This is a genomic window from Ignavibacteria bacterium (assembly GCA_041649015.1).
GTDB lineage: Bacteria > Bacteroidota > Ignavibacteria > Tepidaquicellales > Tepidaquicellaceae > CAIKZJ01.
The window spans coordinates 425,874-440,926 of sequence record JBAZNU010000002.1 but is presented as its reverse complement, the minus strand read 5'-3'; the positions used below and the strand labels follow the sequence as shown (position 1 = coordinate 440,926).

At 34.0% G+C, this 15,053-nt stretch carries 14 protein-coding genes; 7 read left to right on the top strand and 7 right to left on the bottom strand.

Annotation, left to right across the window (positions count from 1 at the left end; all coding sequences use genetic code 11):
• Genes WC644_05055 through WC644_05045 form a run of 3 tightly spaced genes read left to right on the top strand, consistent with a single transcriptional unit; the run spans position 1 to position 4,092 of the window.
• Positions 1-681, top strand: a complete 681-nt coding sequence (locus tag WC644_05055) for a fumarylacetoacetate hydrolase family protein (GenBank protein MFA5011305.1) — start codon at positions 1-3, stop codon at positions 679-681.
• On the top strand, positions 674-1,459 hold the full coding sequence (locus tag WC644_05050; protein MFA5011304.1) for a ParA family protein: 786 nt from the start codon (positions 674-676) through the stop codon (positions 1,457-1,459). The genes WC644_05055 and WC644_05050 overlap by 8 nt, the downstream gene beginning before the upstream one ends.
• Complete coding sequence (locus WC644_05045) at positions 1,459-4,092, top strand: valine--tRNA ligase (GenBank protein MFA5011303.1); 2,634 nt, start codon at positions 1,459-1,461, stop codon at positions 4,090-4,092. The genes WC644_05050 and WC644_05045 overlap by 1 nt, the downstream gene beginning before the upstream one ends.
• 61 nt (positions 4,093-4,153) lie before the next feature.
• Here the strand turns inward: WC644_05045 and WC644_05040 are convergent, their stop codons facing one another.
• On the bottom strand, positions 4,154-5,485 hold the full coding sequence (locus WC644_05040; GenBank protein ID MFA5011302.1) for a cyclic 2,3-diphosphoglycerate synthase: 1,332 nt from the start codon (positions 5,483-5,485) through the stop codon (positions 4,154-4,156).
• 133 nt (positions 5,486-5,618) lie between these two features.
• Between WC644_05040 and WC644_05035 the strand changes: the two genes are divergently transcribed.
• A complete protein-coding gene (locus tag WC644_05035) occupies positions 5,619-6,077 on the top strand; it encodes a thioesterase family protein (protein MFA5011301.1) in 459 nt (152 codons plus the stop codon).
• Positions 6,078-6,123: 46 nt separating this feature from the next.
• On the opposite strand, the gene WC644_05030 is transcribed toward WC644_05035, so the two are convergent.
• The 5 genes from WC644_05030 to WC644_05010 all read right to left on the bottom strand — a co-directional run bounded on the left by WC644_05030 (position 6,124) and on the right by WC644_05010 (position 10,878).
• Entirely contained in the window at positions 6,124-7,023 is a 900-nt protein-coding gene (locus tag WC644_05030; GenBank protein MFA5011300.1) for a T9SS type A sorting domain-containing protein, read from the bottom strand.
• Between the two features lie 28 nt (positions 7,024-7,051).
• Positions 7,052-7,444 carry a T9SS type A sorting domain-containing protein gene (locus WC644_05025; protein ID MFA5011299.1) on the bottom strand — a complete coding sequence of 131 codons (393 nt, stop codon included), beginning with the start codon at positions 7,442-7,444 and terminating at the stop codon, positions 7,052-7,054.
• 156 nt (positions 7,445-7,600) lie between these two features.
• Positions 7,601-9,103 (bottom strand): Do family serine endopeptidase, encoded by a 1,503-nt coding sequence (locus WC644_05020; protein MFA5011298.1) that lies wholly within the window; start codon positions 9,101-9,103, stop codon positions 7,601-7,603.
• 62 nt (positions 9,104-9,165) lie between these two features.
• The gene (gene recO, locus WC644_05015; GenBank protein MFA5011297.1) at positions 9,166-9,897 is read right to left on the bottom strand and encodes a DNA repair protein RecO; all 732 of its coding nucleotides are present in this window, start codon (positions 9,895-9,897) and stop codon (positions 9,166-9,168) included.
• Between the two features lie 27 nt (positions 9,898-9,924).
• Positions 9,925-10,878, bottom strand: coding sequence for a PfkB family carbohydrate kinase (locus WC644_05010; protein MFA5011296.1), 954 nt, complete (start codon positions 10,876-10,878; stop codon positions 9,925-9,927).
• Positions 10,879-10,968: 90 nt separating this feature from the next.
• Between WC644_05010 and WC644_05005 the strand changes: the two genes are divergently transcribed.
• Positions 10,969-11,298: a DUF3467 domain-containing protein gene (locus WC644_05005; GenBank protein ID MFA5011295.1), complete on the top strand. Its 330-nt coding sequence runs from the start codon at positions 10,969-10,971 to the stop codon at positions 11,296-11,298.
• Here WC644_05005 and WC644_05000 read toward each other — a convergent pair.
• On the bottom strand, positions 11,295-12,404 hold the full coding sequence (locus WC644_05000; protein MFA5011294.1) for an LptF/LptG family permease: 1,110 nt from the start codon (positions 12,402-12,404) through the stop codon (positions 11,295-11,297). The genes WC644_05005 and WC644_05000 overlap by 4 nt on opposite strands.
• Positions 12,405-12,823: 419 nt before the next feature.
• Between WC644_05000 and nuoK the strand changes: the two genes are divergently transcribed.
• Positions 12,824-13,129 carry an NADH-quinone oxidoreductase subunit NuoK gene (gene nuoK / locus WC644_04995; protein MFA5011293.1) on the top strand — a complete coding sequence of 102 codons (306 nt, stop codon included), beginning with the start codon at positions 12,824-12,826 and terminating at the stop codon, positions 13,127-13,129.
• A gap of 4 nt (positions 13,130-13,133) precedes the next feature.
• Positions 13,134-15,041 carry an NADH-quinone oxidoreductase subunit L gene (gene nuoL, locus WC644_04990; GenBank protein MFA5011292.1) on the top strand — a complete coding sequence of 636 codons (1,908 nt, stop codon included), beginning with the start codon at positions 13,134-13,136 and terminating at the stop codon, positions 15,039-15,041.
• Positions 15,042-15,053: the final 12 nt, after the last annotated feature.

Genomic DNA, 15,053 nt, shown 5'->3' with positions numbered 1-15,053 from the left:
TTGAACAGAATTTTAAATATATCAGGAAGCAATGAGAAGTTCAGAGTAAACAATATATTTTGCATTGGAAAAAACTATTTTGACCATATAAAAGAGTTTGGTGATGAAAAGGCACCGATATCTCCCGTCATATTTTTTAAACCAAGTACTTCAATAGTACAAAATAACGGTATTATAAATATTCCTGAGTTTAACGGTAAGAAAATATCGAACAATGTACACTACGAAACGGAAGTAGTTGTTGCTATTGATAATGATTGCAGAAATGTGAAGGAATCAGATGCAACGGAAAATATATTTGGATATGGTATAGGAATTGATTTAACTCTCCGTGATGTACAATCTGATGCAAAAAAATTAGGTTTACCGTGGGGGACTTCAAAAGGTTTCTTTAATTCTGCACCTGTTAGTGACCTTTTGACAAAGTTGAATATTACTGATCCAATGAATTTAGATTTTTCACTGGAAATTAATAATACTATAAAACAGTTTAGTAATACGAGTTTAATGATTATAAATATATATAAGTTAATATCATATTTATCAACAATTTTCGGACTATCAAAAGGAGATTTGATTTTTACGGGAACACCTGAAGGTGTTGGTCAGTTGAAGCAAGGTGATGAGTTACGAGCTAGTTTAAGTGGTATGTTAGAACTGAAAGTGAGATTCAATGGCTAAGATTATAAGTGTATGTATTGCTAAAGGTGGTGTCGGCAAAACAACAACGGCCGTTAATTTAGCTGCATCATTGGCATTAGCAGAAAAATCAACATTACTAATTGATATAGATCCCTATGGTTCTTCGGCAGTAGCTATGGGATTTACACCCGACCGAATAAAAGCAGGTATTTCGGAAATATTTAATTTTGCAAAAGCAATTGAGTATACTATTCACAAAACAGACCTGCCATATTTAGATTTCGTTCCTGCGAATATTAATTCGATTCAGAATGATGAAAGATTTGCTAAAATGACAGAGAACAGAGTAATTTTAAGAAATGCACTTAAAGACGTAAAAAGCAGATACGATTTTATTATTATAGACTGTCCACCAACACTGAGAGGTATTACTCTGAACGCTCTAACAGCGTCTGATTCGGTTTTAATTCCGGTTAAATGCGGACATTTTTCGCTCGATGCTGTTGATAAACTTTTTGATTACATAAGCTGGGTCAGGGAAGTTTCAAATCCATATTTAGATATAGAAGGTATATTATTAACGATGTATGAGAAAAACTCAAAGGTTACGGAAATATCTGAACGGGAACTTCGATTAAAGTATTCGGGATATATGCTCGAGACAACAATTCCTGTGACTAATCTGCTGAACGAAGCCACGTTTTATGGTAAACCTCTATGTTTGTACAGAATAAATTCAGACGGTTCATTAGCATATATAAATTTATCTTATGAATTAATAACGAAAAATCAGGAATTAATAAACAAAGACCAATAATGAAAGAAATACCTGCAAAATACGATCCCAGAAAAGTTGAAGAAAAATGGCAAAGATATTGGGAAGGAAATGAGATTTATAAATCAGAAGTCTCAGAAAAGCCTAAGTTTTCAGTTGTTATACCTCCGCCTAACGTAACAGGCATGCTGCATATTGGTCACGTTTTAAACCTTACAATACAGGACATCTATTGCCGCTGGAAAAGGATGTCAGGCTTTGAAGTATGCTGGGTCCCGGGAATGGATCATGCAGGAATAGCAACTCAGATAAAAGTCGAAGAACAGTTAAGGAAAGAAAATATAAGTAAATATGATCTGGGTAGGGATGAATTTATTAAAAAAGTGTGGGAATGGAAGGAAAAATATGGCGGTATAATTCTTCAGCAAGTAAGAAAATTGGGATATTCGGTTGACTGGTCTAAAGAAAGGTTTACACTCGATGAGGGATTGTCAAAAGCTGTAAAGGAAGTCTTTGTCGATTTGTATAAAAAGGGATATATATACAAAGGAAAAAGAATTATAAACTGGGATAGTATTACACAAACAGCATTAAGTGATGATGAAATAAGTTATAAAGAAAGCAGAGATAAGCTATATTATATAAAGTATTTTATACATAATAATAATGATTTCTTAGTTATAGCAACGACAAGACCTGAAACTATGCTGGGGGATACTGCTGTTGCAGTAAATCCGAAAGATAAGCGTTATTTGAAGTATAAAGGGAAGAGTGTAATATTACCGATTTTAAATAAATCTATACCCATTATTTTCGATGAATATGTCGACATGTCATTCGGTACAGGTGCTTTAAAAGTAACACCTGCACATGATATGAATGATTTTGAGCTAGGTAAAAGACATAACCTTGAGACTATAAACATTCTTACAAAAGACGGAAAGCTCAATGAAAATGGATATGATTTCGAAGGACAATCTGTTAATGAAGCTCGTAAAAACATACTTAAAAAGCTTCATACAGAAGGTTATTTTGTTAAAGACGAAGATTATATTCATAACGTTTCTGTTTCTGAGCGTTCTGGAGCTGTAATTGAACCATTCTTATCGGATCAATGGTTTGTGTCTATGCAAAAGCTTTCTAAACCTGCAATTCAGGTAGTTAAAGAAGGAAAAATCAAGTTTCATCCCGAAAAATGGACTAAGACTTATTTTCATTGGTTGGATAATGTGAAAGACTGGTGCATTTCGAGGCAGCTATGGTGGGGACATCAGATTCCAATTTGGTATCATAAGCAAACCGGGGAAATATATAGCGAAACAACACCCCCTGCAGATATTGAAAACTGGGAACAAGATAATGATGTACTGGACACCTGGTTTTCGTCCTGGTTATGGCCATTCAGTGTTTTTAATTGGAAAAATAACTCCGATGATAAGCAGAATAAGGAATTGAATTATTATTATCCTACAGATTTTCTTTCAACTGCTCCTGAGATTATTTTCTTATGGGTGGCAAGAATGATAATTTCCGGTCTTGAGTACATGCATGATATTCCTTTTAAAGATGTGTATTTCCATTCAACTGTCAGAGATGGTAAGGGTAGAAAAATGTCAAAATCACTTGGTAATTCACCTGATCCTCTTGTTCTAATTGACAACTATGGCGCGGATGCACTAAGGTTTACTATTGTATATCTTGCTCCGCTTGGAAGCGATGTTTTGTTTGATGAAAAGAACACTGAAATAGGTAGAAACTTCATTACAAAATTGTGGAATGCTGGCCGTTTTCTTATGATGATGCGTGACAAAGTTTACAATTCTAATGAATACGGTAATGAATTCTTGGAGAATGACATTGCAGAAAAATGGATAGAAAGCAGGTTTAATACAACAATAAAAGAAATTAATTTCTTTCTTGAAGCGTACAGGCTTAACGATTATACAAAATCTTTGTACGGATTTATATGGAATGATTTCTGTGATTGGTACATAGAACTTATTAAGAACAAGGTTAATTCCAATCCAGAATCCGGTAGATTACTTATAGATGAAGCTCTTGTGATGTATGAAAAAGTACTTGTGCTTCTACACCCTGTTATACCCTACGTAACAGAAGAAATATGGCACATACTTAAAGATGACAGAAACGGAAAAACAATCTCATTTGAGAATTTCCCGCAGATTGAGGAAGGAAAGATTAACGAAAACATAGAGGTTTCTTTCGAGTATTTGAAAGATTTAGTTACTGTGACCCGAAATGTAAGGTCTTTATATTCAGGAATAAATAATTATTCGTACGACATTTATATTAAACCTTTGAACTCAACTTCAGAATGTATATTACCTTCTATAACCGGATTATTACAACTTCTTGTTAACCACAAAAATAAAGTTGTGGAAATTAAAGATGATAAAGAGTTTAATGGAATTTCCGGTAATTATTTTGCGGTTAGATTTGAATTTCTAAACGAAATACCTCAAATAAAGGACTCAGGAAATTCAAAAAATAAAAATAAAGATCTGGAATCACTTATATCATACATAAATAGTCTCAAGAAAAAACTCGGAAACAAGAATTTTCTTGAAAAAGCGGCACCCGATATAATAGAAAAAGAACAAATGAAGCTGAAAGAATCTGAGGAAAAACTCAAGAAATTAAAAAATATATCCTGATTAATACAAAAAGGCTGATAAGTTATTATCAGCCTTTTTTAATAGATTACGCTTGTTTTATCTATTTCTTTTTAAACATCTTCTTTAAAATATCTGTAATATCTGGTTTCCCGATTTCCTGTAAATCATATGATACCCTGGCACATGGTTTCTTAATTTTGACTATTCGTCTTAAATCTATTGGGGTTCCTATTATTACTGAATCGCAAGGTACTTTATTAATTGTGGATTCCAGATCTTTTACCTGCTTATCTCCATAACCCATAGCCGGCAGTAATACTCCGATATTAGGATATTTCTTGTAAGTTTCGCTTATACTTTTAACAGCGTACTTTCTTGGATCTACCAGAGATTTTGCACCGAATTTCTGAGAAGCAATTGTTCCTGCTCCGAACTTCATTTCACCATGCGTAAGTGTTGGTCCGTCTTCCACTACAAGAACTTTTTTACCGTCTATATTTTTTATCTCATCTATTTTTTCAAGAGATACTGGAGAAGCTGCTTCGATTATAACAGCCTTTGGATTAATCTTTAACACATTGTCTCTGACTTCATTAACTTTTTCAGGTGTTGCTGAATCAATTTTATTAATAACCACTACGTCTGAAATCAACAGATTTGTTACACTCGGGAAATAAGTAAGTTCATGACCGGGTCTGTGAGGATCAACTACGGTAATAACAAGGTCGGCTTTGTAAAATGGATTATCGTTGTTACCTCCGTCCCAGAGAATTACGTCGGCTTCCTTTTCTGCCTCTCTTAAAATGGCTTCGTAGTCAACTCCTGAATAAATTACATTACCTCTGGCAACGTGTGGTTCATATTCTTCCATTTCCTCAATTGTGCATTTATGCTTTTTAAGGTCTGCTATAGTTGCAAATCTTTGTACTTTTTGTTTTACAAGATCGCCGTAAGGCATCGGATGTCTGACAGCAACAACTTTCTTACCCATTGCCATTAATACTTCGATCACTTTTCTCGATGTCTGGCTTTTTCCTGCTCCCGTTCTCGCTGCGACAACCGCTATAACAGGTTTTTTAGATTTAATGGATGTCGCATCATAACTAAGCATTTTGAATGAAGCACCTACGCTGTTTACAATAGCTGCTTTTGTCATAACATAATTGAATGTAACATCAGAATATGCAAAGACCACTTCATCGACTTTATACTTTTTGATGAGGTTTACTAATTCTGATTCCGGATAGATCGGTATTCCTTTAGGATACAATTTTCCGCATAAAGCAGCAGGATATTTCCTGTCGTCAATGTAGGGGATTTGAGTTGCAGTAAAAGCTACAACTTCATATCTCGGATTATCACGATAAACTGTATTAAAATTGTGAAAATCTCTGCCTGCGGCACCCATAATAAGAACTTTAATCTTGTCCATAAAAATTAAGTTTGTTTGTGAAAAATATTTAGAAATTTGATATAGAATTGTAAATATACTAATTTTATTCTTATTTTTTAAGTGATTTAGTAGTATCTTTATGCAATTTTTAAATAAAAACGAAAATACAAATTTGAAAAAAGAAGATATATTGCTGTTCAAACATAAAGTCCAGGTGCGTGTTAGAACTTGGGAAGTGGATTGGCAGGGGATAGTCCACAATTCTTATTATCTTAGATATATGGAAATCGGGAGACTCGAATACAGAAGAGCTTTCGGGTATAACCTCAGTCCTGACGGTACTTTCACTGACGGACTAAAAGTGTTTGTTGTGCACAATTCCGTAGACTATCATAACGTTGCTAAATTGGATGATGTTCTTGATGTATTTACAAGGGTTTCATGGATAAAGAACTCAAGCTTTTGCTTTGAACACGTTATTGTCAATCATAAGGAAAATATAATACTATCTACCGGTAAAGGAATTCTTGTGAATGTTGATTTTGTATCAAACCGCCCGGTTCCTTTTCCGGAAACTTTTGTAGATGAAATTAAACAATACGAAATTGAATGTAACATAATGAGAGAATAAAAAAAGGCATCTAATCGATGCCCTATTTTATTGATTTATACAGAAATTATTTAGCAAGAATCATTTTGCGAACCTCAGTCCTGGAGTCAGTCTTAATTCTGTAAAAATAAATACCACTTGGAAGTCCTGATGCATTAAATTCAGTCGTGTGTGTACCTGCATTTCTGTTCTCATCTATTAGCGTTTTTACTTCTCTCCCTAACCTGTCATAAACTGTAAGTTTAACATAAGAACTTTCCTGAAGTGTAAAACTAATCGTTGTTGTTGGATTAAACGGATTCGGATAGTTTTTAGCATTAAAATAAGATTCCTTGTCATTAATAGAAGTGTTTGATTCTTTTTCATTCTGCGTAAAGCTGTCCTTATTCTGAATTTCTGATATGAGTGCGATACCGGTTACAAATTTCGAATCTTTAAAGTTTTTTCCTGTTTCATATTCAAACTGAATACCAATGGCTTCTTCTTCAGTAACAGTAAAATCATCGTTAAACTTTGATACAATGCTGAAATTATCTTCATCAAGTTTTATCTTTACTTCTTTCCAACCTCTGAAATTCAGAGAGACTGGTTTCGATTGAAGTATTATATCTTTATCTTCATTGTACTTTCCGTTATTATCTATGTCGTATAATATTTGTATTTTAACCGTTGCTTCATCGTTAACACCCTGAAGCATAAAATTCAAATAATTGCCCGCAGAAAGAAGCATGGGAAAGTATTTTGTAACCTTACCTACGTAAGAACTTGATTTCATTATTTGTGTCGAAAATATTTCGACAAAACCGTTTTCTCTATTATCTTCTTCATGAGAATACTTCATTTCAATTCCGCCCCATATCCACGCGCTTAGGTCTTTTTTAGAAAAATCATCGTACGTTTTAACCTGTGAATATAAAGTAGAAGTGAATATGATTAAAGAAATTAAGAATAGAACAATTTTCTTCATTTGTAAAATCCTATTTAATTAATAAAAATTATTTAATAACAGTCATTCTCTTAACGGAAGTGAATCCGTTAATTTGAAGCTTGTAAAGATAAACACCTGAAGTTAAATCAGTAGCATTAAATTCTACTTCATAGTTACCAGGGGATTGTTTTTCGTAAACAAGCATCGCGACTTCCTGTCCGACCAGGTTAAAGACCGTAAGAGAAACCGTTCCTTCTTTCTTAATCTTGTAACTTATTTTGGTCGTAGGATTAAACGGGTTTGGAAAATTCTGATAAAGTTTATAGTCATCCGACTGCAAGGAAGTATATTTTCCAGCACTTATTGGATCAGAGTTGTAGTGTTCGTTATTATCGGCATAAATTTTTGTGCCGGTAAGAAAGATCACTAACAAAAGTAATATGTTTAATCCTCTTTTCATACTTTCCAATTTATATATTCCGAACTTAAAATTCAATATATTAACAAATTTTATTTTACTGTTAATTATTTTACACCTGATATCATGAATTGTTTCAAAAAATATATATTTATTAAGAAAAAGGCTCATTTCTGAGCCTTTTTTCAATTATTCTAATCATTGAATTTCAATCGCTACTAACCTGATATCTTTCATCTGGGTTGCAACCTTAAATACTACCACATCTCCCTTACTTTTTCCGCTGAGTACATCTTCAAGATCAGATATACTTCTAACCGGCTTTTTGTCTGCTTCTACTATTACATAACCTGAACGTAAACCTCTGTTAAATGCTTCTGAAAAATGGGCAACATCCTTAACTAAGACACCATATTCAACTTCATTCAATTTTCTCGCAGCTTCAGTCAGGTCTGTTACAATTAATCCCAGGCTTTCAAATTTTTTAATTGTACTTGCAGTTTCTTCTTTGTTCTCATTCTGAGGATTATTATTCACGGACAAATCATCAGTACGGGGCTTTAATTTCACGGAGAAATCCATTGTCTTTCCGTCTCTGTACACAACGAGTAAAGCTGTTTCTCCCGGTCTCTTTGAACCAATTATCGTCTGAAGTTCATTCGCTGCATTAACATCTTTCCCGTCTACGCTAAACACAATGTCTCCGGTTTTTAACCCAGCATCATCGCCCGCACCACCTTTAATAACATTCTGAATCAACACGCCTCTTGCTTTCTCAAGTCCTAATCCTTTTGCTTCTTTTGAATCAACGTCCTTTATTGATACTCCAATGTATCCTCTTTCAATTTTTCCGTTTTTGATAAGCTCAGAAGCTACATTCTTTGCTATGTTAATCGGAATTGCAAAACCATATCCCTGATAGTATCCTGTTGTTGTTTTAATAGCTGCATTAATTCCAACGACTAATCCGTTTATATCCACAAGTGCACCGCCGCTGTTTCCGGGATTAATAACAGCATCCGTTTGTATGAAATTATTAATTGCGTAACTGTTACCGTCAATATTGATATTCCTGCCCAATGCAGATACAATACCTGCTGTAACTGTATTGTTAAGTCCCATAGGATTACCTATGGCAAGAACCCATTGCCCTACCTGAACATTATCAGAATTACCAACAGAGCTTACGGTAAGATTGTCTGCATCAATTTTGATAACTGCTATGTCCGTATTCGGGTCTGTACCTACTAATTTAGCAGTATATTCTCTTTTGTCGCTTAGTATTACTTTTATTCCACTCTCGTCAGCTTTCGATACAACATGGTTATTCGTTATTATGTAACCATCTTTGCTGATTATAACACCTGAGCCGGAACCATGCTGGGGCATGTTATCAGGCATTTGCATATCGGGTCCGAAAAAGAACTGGAAGTTCTTATCCATCTCCTCGTTGTTCTGCTTTGCTTTTCCAGTTACATCAATAAAGACAACAGAAGGCGTCACAATTTTTGAAATTTCCACGAATGCATCGTTAAGCCCCTTAAGGTCAGTGCTTGTCTGTACCGGGGGAGATGTCTGAAAATCAATCTGTGAATTTGCTACAAGTGATTTAACGTTGCTGAAATTAACAACCATAGCTGCGCCGAATGCGAGTGCAAATACAAATAAAAACGCACTCACAAATATTGCTTTTTTTGACATGATTTTTTCTCTCCTTTACTTTATAATTTTAATTTCAAATAAAAAGTAAATTATTTACATATTTAATGTTTTTTTGATAATTCTTCTATTATTTGCCTGTTTCTGCTTAAACCATATTTTCCTGTATTAATCATAAAATGGAAATCATATGCATTCTGTAGTCTGTCCAGTAATTTCCCGTCCATTTTAACTCTTTCGTATTCAAAAGGTTCCGTCCTATTCAGTTCATTTATGGCATCATTTATTTCCTTGCTATCGAATAAATTTTTACTTGAAAAAGAATCCTTATCTCTTAAAACAAATTTATTGTCCAGAAAATTTCTTGTTTCTTCTGTCCTTCCCGGATTTATACCTTGAATAAAAGAAAACTTAACTTGATATAATACAAATAGCAGATTAAAGTTTCTTCCTGATAATTCAAGTGTTTCAAGAACATCCCGCAGCAGTGTAAATACTTCCTTGCTTACATCATAATCAAACATCATGCTCGAAGTCAGCTCCGAAATTTTGTAAGCTGTCATTAGTTTCTCGAAATTCTCTTTAACATTTGGATATGCGGATATACAATCAGCGTTCGATATCATCTGAAGGTCTCTGTTGTCTTTCTTGTTAAAAATAACGCTAACGTGATTCAGTGTTTCAAAGATACCGCTCAATTTCGATTTAGAATTTCGTACACCTTTCACGATTGCAGAAAATTTACCTGCATCTGCGGAGAATAGAGTAATAATCTTACTCGAGTCTCCGTATTTAAATCCTTTGAGAATTATTGCTTCTGTTTTTATATTACTCATACGGATAACCGGTTCATAATGTTACATCTAAAGCGATACAGTTTCGAAATGAGTAAGGTCTCTGAATTCCGTAAACCTCTTCATTATTCTTTCCTTTGTGAGATGTCTTATGCCGTCGAGTGAAAACTGTTCTACCGCAAGAGATGCCATAACACTGCCGTAAACTATAGCCAGCTTTAAATTGGCAGGGGAGACGTCTTTTGTCTTTGTAAGCCATCCCATAAATCCGCCCGCAAATGTGTCACCTGCTCCCGTTGGGTCAAAAACTTGTTCCAGTAGAAAAGCAGGAACGCTGAATAAAAAGTTCTTTGTTATCAGTAGTGCGCCGTGTTCACCTTTTTTAATAATCATCATCTTTGGACCCATAGAGAAAATTTTCTTTGCCGCGAGCAGAAGATTATTTTCTTCAGCAAGCATCTTTACTTCAGAGTCGTTTATAACCATCATGTCAACGAGTTTCATAGTTTCTTTCAATGCATCAAGCTTACCCTCAATCCAGAAGTTCATAGTATCTATCATTATGAATTTCGGATTTATTAACTGCCTAATTACTTTTTTCTGAATTTCAGGATTTACATTTCCGAGACATACAAACTCACTGTCTTTGAAGCTTTCCGGAATTGTCGGATTAAAATCTTCAAATGCGTTTAGCTCTGTCGTAATTGAATCTCTGTTATTCATGTCAGTATGGTATCTGCCGTGCCAGTGAAATGTCTTCTTGGTTTTGGAAATCTCAAGACCGGATGTATTTATACCCTTCGATTTCAGAAATTCAATCTCTTCAGCAGGGAAGTCAGTTCCAACTATTCCTACAAGTCTAACTCCGTCAACAAAGTAGCTCGCTGTTGTAGAAATGAATGTCGCTGAACCACCAAGCGTGTATTCAGCTTTTCCAAAAGGTGTTTCAATTGTATCTAAGGCCAGTGATCCGATTACGAGTAAGCTCATTATGTATGTTTTGATGTTATTAAATTTGTCCAAAATTAATTCTTAATTTCGTAAAGCGAAATGAAATTATAAATTTATTTTTGATTTATTTATAGTTAAATTGTTAAAAAACAAAAATATCATATGGATGACGTAAAACAGCAAGGCCAAATAAATATTGAACTAGGAGAAAAGGAAGCAGAAGGAAATTACTCTAATTTAGCGATTATTTCACATTCCGGAGCTGAATTCATAATCGATTTTACAAGAATTCTTCCGGGAGTTCCCAAAGCAAAAGTTCACTCTCGGATTATTATGACCCCTCAGCATTGTAAAATGTTCTTAAACGCATTACGGGACAATATTGAGAGATTTGAAGCACAATACGGTGATATAAAATTAGTCGGTATGTCAAATGATAACGCATTTGGATTTCAACTGCCTGTTAAACCCTCAAATGAAAAGGTAAATTAGTAACGATTTAGTCTGTAAAAATTAAAGAGAGATACAGCAAGAAAAGTTATATTTGCTGACCATGCTGTCAATATGGGGTTAACATCTCCATTATAACCAAAGACTTGAGATATTTTTACAAAACCAAGATATAAGAAACTTACTATTAGGCTTATTCCGAAATGTAGAGCCGCACCTCCTTTTCGTCTGTTTGAAGTAATGGATACTCCGAATATTATTGTTATGAGATTCGCAAAAGGGAATGAGATTGTTGAATAATAATCAACCTTTTCTTTTGCTGCATCCTGACCATTGGCTTCGAGATTTTCAATAAATTTTTTGAATTCTGTCAAATCTAGCTCTTCGGGTCGTAATCTTTGTTTCTCAATCAAGTCAGGTTCAAGATTTATTTTTCCGAAGCTTTGAAGTTCCGAAAGTAGTGTATCCTTTATTATTTCAAGTGTCTCATTATCTGGCTTACTGAATGAACGTATATATCCTTCATTTATGAACCAGTCTTTTCTTTGTGAATCCCACTTCATACTCACTATATCAAGTCGTTGTTCAGTAATGTAAAGTGTATCTTTATTAAACACTTTAATTAAAGTATTACCGCATGTCTGCTCGGTTTTATTATAATAATTTATGATAATTATGCGGTTTATATTATCCTGAATATATATATTTTCCGTCACATCAGATATTAGATTTCTTCCAAGAATCTTCCTTTCGAAATCGTATTTCAACCGGTTTGCACCTGGTACTAACCATCCGTTAAAGTATATTAAGAACAGTGTTATAACTGATCCAAATATCATAATAGGTAATAAATACCTGTAAATCGAAATTCCGGCAGACTTCATTGCCGTTAACTCAGAGTAATTTACAAACCGGCTTATAGTAAATAAAGACGCCAATAACATACCGATAGGTGTTATTAACTTCAGTATATCAGGTATAAAATACATGTAATACAGGGTAAGCATTCCTATAGATAGGTTCTTATCTATAAATCTATCTAGATTCTCAAATAAGTCAACTAAAATGAAAATAATTACAAAACAGAATATTCCAAACAATAAATTCTGTATGAAGCTGCGTAAAATGTATTTGTCAAGAAGTCTCATCAATAAAACAAAAATAATCTTAAAAATAATAACATACAATTTAATAAATATTGTAATGGAATTGAAATAGGGAAGTCAAATAGCAATATATTTTTTCAGCTATTGTATGGTTATTAACAAAATACATAATTATGACTTTACATAATACATATTATAATACAATATTATTAACATTTAGTTATTGTAATTTGATGTCAAACAACATTTTTATAGTCGATTTCTTATTGCATTAAGTCTTATAAACGTATTGAGAGATTCACTTAAATATCGTTCAAGAAATTCAATACAAATTATTTTCCCTGGTCTATTATTTTGATTTTATACTTTTTAAAAATTAATTTTAGAATTTGTTAAACCTGCCGATTTAAATTTATTTTCACCTAATAAATGCCTAAATTTGCAAAATTAATTAATCAAAATTGGAATTAAATTTAAACTTATTCCTTGTCTTAAGTGCTGTGCTTTTCAGCATAGGTGTTGTTGGCGTTCTGGTTCGCAGAAATGCAATAGTAATTTTTATGTGTATAGAGTTAATGCTAAACTCTATAAACCTTTCTCTTGTGTCGTTTTCGAGCTTTCTTGGTAATGACAGCGGACAGGTCTTTGTTTTCTTTGTTCTTACTGTAGCGGCTGCTGAAGCAGCTGTCGGACTTGCTATTGTTATTTCACTGTACAGAAACAAGGAAACTCTTGATATCAATAAAATTAACATCTTAAAATGGTAGGTTGATGCAGAATTACTTTATTTTAATCGTTGTTTTACCCCTACTCGGTTTTTTAGTAAATTCACTTCTTGGTAAAAAACTAAATTCTGAGAAATTATCAGGCTGGCTGTCTTCAATTCTGGTTTTTATACCATTCTTAATTGGAGTTTATTACTTAATTGAATTACTTAAACTTCCTCCTGAATCTCGGACTATTGTCTATAAATATTTCTCGTGGATAAGCGCTGGTAGTTTTAATCTTGACTATTCTTTTCTCATTGACCCATTGTCACTCGTTATGATACTCGTGGTTACCGGTATCGGATTTCTTATCCATGTGTATTCAATCGGGTATATGCACGGAGATAAAGGCTATCCGAGCTTCTTCGCTAACCTGAATCTCTTTATTTTTGCCATGCTTCACCTTATTCTTGCTGATAATTTTCTCTTAGTATTCCTTGGATGGGAAGGTGTTGGACTTTGTTCGTATCTTCTGATTGGATTCTGGTATGAAAAGAAGTTTACAGGAGATGCTGCCAAAAAAGCTTTCGTTGTAAACAGAATAGGTGACTTTGGATTCATGATAGCGATGTTCTTAATTTTTGAATATTTTGGTACTCTAAATATTTCAACATTCTCTGGAAGTATCGCAGGTTTTCCTGTCAATAGTCCCCTGCTCGTTGCAATAGCTTTGCTTTTCTTTCTCGGTGCTACAGGTAAATCTGCTCAGATTCCTTTGTTTGTCTGGCTACCGGACGCTATGGCAGGTCCTACTCCTGTTTCTGCCCTAATTCATGCCGCAACAATGGTCACTGCGGGTGTTTATCTTATTGCACGTACGTCTTTGCTTTATGCACTGGCACCAATAGCAAGCAATGTTATTCTTATTATCGGTATCGCAACCGCAATATTGTCTGCTACAATAGCTCTTAAACAAAATGATATAAAAAAGATTCTTGCATATTCAACCGTATCTCAGCTTGGATTCATGTTTATCGCGCTAGGAACACAGTCTTATGTTGCCGCAGTATTCCATCTCGTAACACATGCTTTTTTCAAAGCTCTTATGTTTCTCGGAAGCGGTTCCGTCATACATGGAATGCATGAGGAACAAGATATACGGAAAATGGGAGGCCTGAAAAGCAAGATGAAAATTACATACATTACATTTTTAATGGGTGCAATCGCAATTTCAGGCATTCCCCCGTTCTCAGGATTTTTCAGTAAGGATGAAATTCTTTATAAAACATTTATTAATGCGGGAATACTCCCCTATCTTCTCGTTCTTATTACTGCTGCGTTTACAGCTTTCTATATGTTCAGGCTGGTAGGACTAACATTCTTCGGAAAATCGCGTTATGATTCTAATGTTCATCCTCACGAATCACCTTCAACTATGACTATACCGCTTATTATTCTTGCTGTGTTGTCAGTTTTTGGAGGATTTATCGGTCTGCCGCATATTTTTGGATATAACGTTCTTGAACACTGGCTTGAACCGGTTTTTGCAAATTCATATTCAGTAATACAAACATGGCGTCCTGATTCAATTCATGCTGTTTCTACAGAAATAATTTTAATTATTGTTTCAGTCATCGTTGCAGCTGCGTCAATTTTAATTTCGTTCAGAAAGTATTCTAAACAAGAATCTTTCGAAGAAGAAAGAGGTCTTGGCAAAGTTTTGGAGAATAAGTACTACCTTGATGAAGTATACGATAAGACGGTTGTAGAACCTATCTTTAAAACATCGGATCGTCTTCTCTGGAAAATTTTTGACGTTAAAATTATTGACGGAATTGTTAATGGTGCTGCGAATTTTGCATCACGTACAAGTCTTGACTGGAAGAAATTACAAACTGGAGTTATTCAAGACTACGGGACATTTGCTGTAGCAGGAGTTATAATAATAATTCTTTATTTCCTGTTCGTTTAAACTTGATTTTAA

Excerpts from the sequence above, each read along its gene's own strand:
- WC644_05045 (MFA5011303.1), top strand. The coding sequence starts at position 1,459 with ATGAAAGAAATACCTGCAAAATACGATCCCAGAAAAGTTGAAGAAAAA.
- WC644_05050 (MFA5011304.1), top strand. The coding sequence starts at position 674 with ATGGCTAAGATTATAAGTGTATGTATTGCTAAAGGTGGTGTCGGCAAA.
- WC644_05040 (MFA5011302.1), bottom strand. The coding sequence starts at position 5,485 with ATGGACAAGATTAAAGTTCTTATTATGGGTGCCGCAGGCAGAGATTTT.
- WC644_05030 (MFA5011300.1), bottom strand. The coding sequence starts at position 7,023 with ATGAAGAAAATTGTTCTATTCTTAATTTCTTTAATCATATTCACTTCT.
- recO (MFA5011297.1), bottom strand. The coding sequence starts at position 9,897 with ATGAGTAATATAAAAACAGAAGCAATAATTCTCAAAGGATTTAAATAC.
- WC644_05000 (MFA5011294.1), bottom strand. The coding sequence starts at position 12,404 with ATGAGACTTCTTGACAAATACATTTTACGCAGCTTCATACAGAATTTA.
- WC644_05025 (MFA5011299.1), bottom strand. The coding sequence starts at position 7,444 with ATGAAAAGAGGATTAAACATATTACTTTTGTTAGTGATCTTTCTTACC.
- nuoL (MFA5011292.1), top strand. The coding sequence starts at position 13,134 with ATGCAGAATTACTTTATTTTAATCGTTGTTTTACCCCTACTCGGTTTT.
- WC644_05020 (MFA5011298.1), bottom strand. The coding sequence starts at position 9,103 with ATGTCAAAAAAAGCAATATTTGTGAGTGCGTTTTTATTTGTATTTGCA.
- WC644_05005 (MFA5011295.1), top strand. The coding sequence starts at position 10,969 with ATGGATGACGTAAAACAGCAAGGCCAAATAAATATTGAACTAGGAGAA.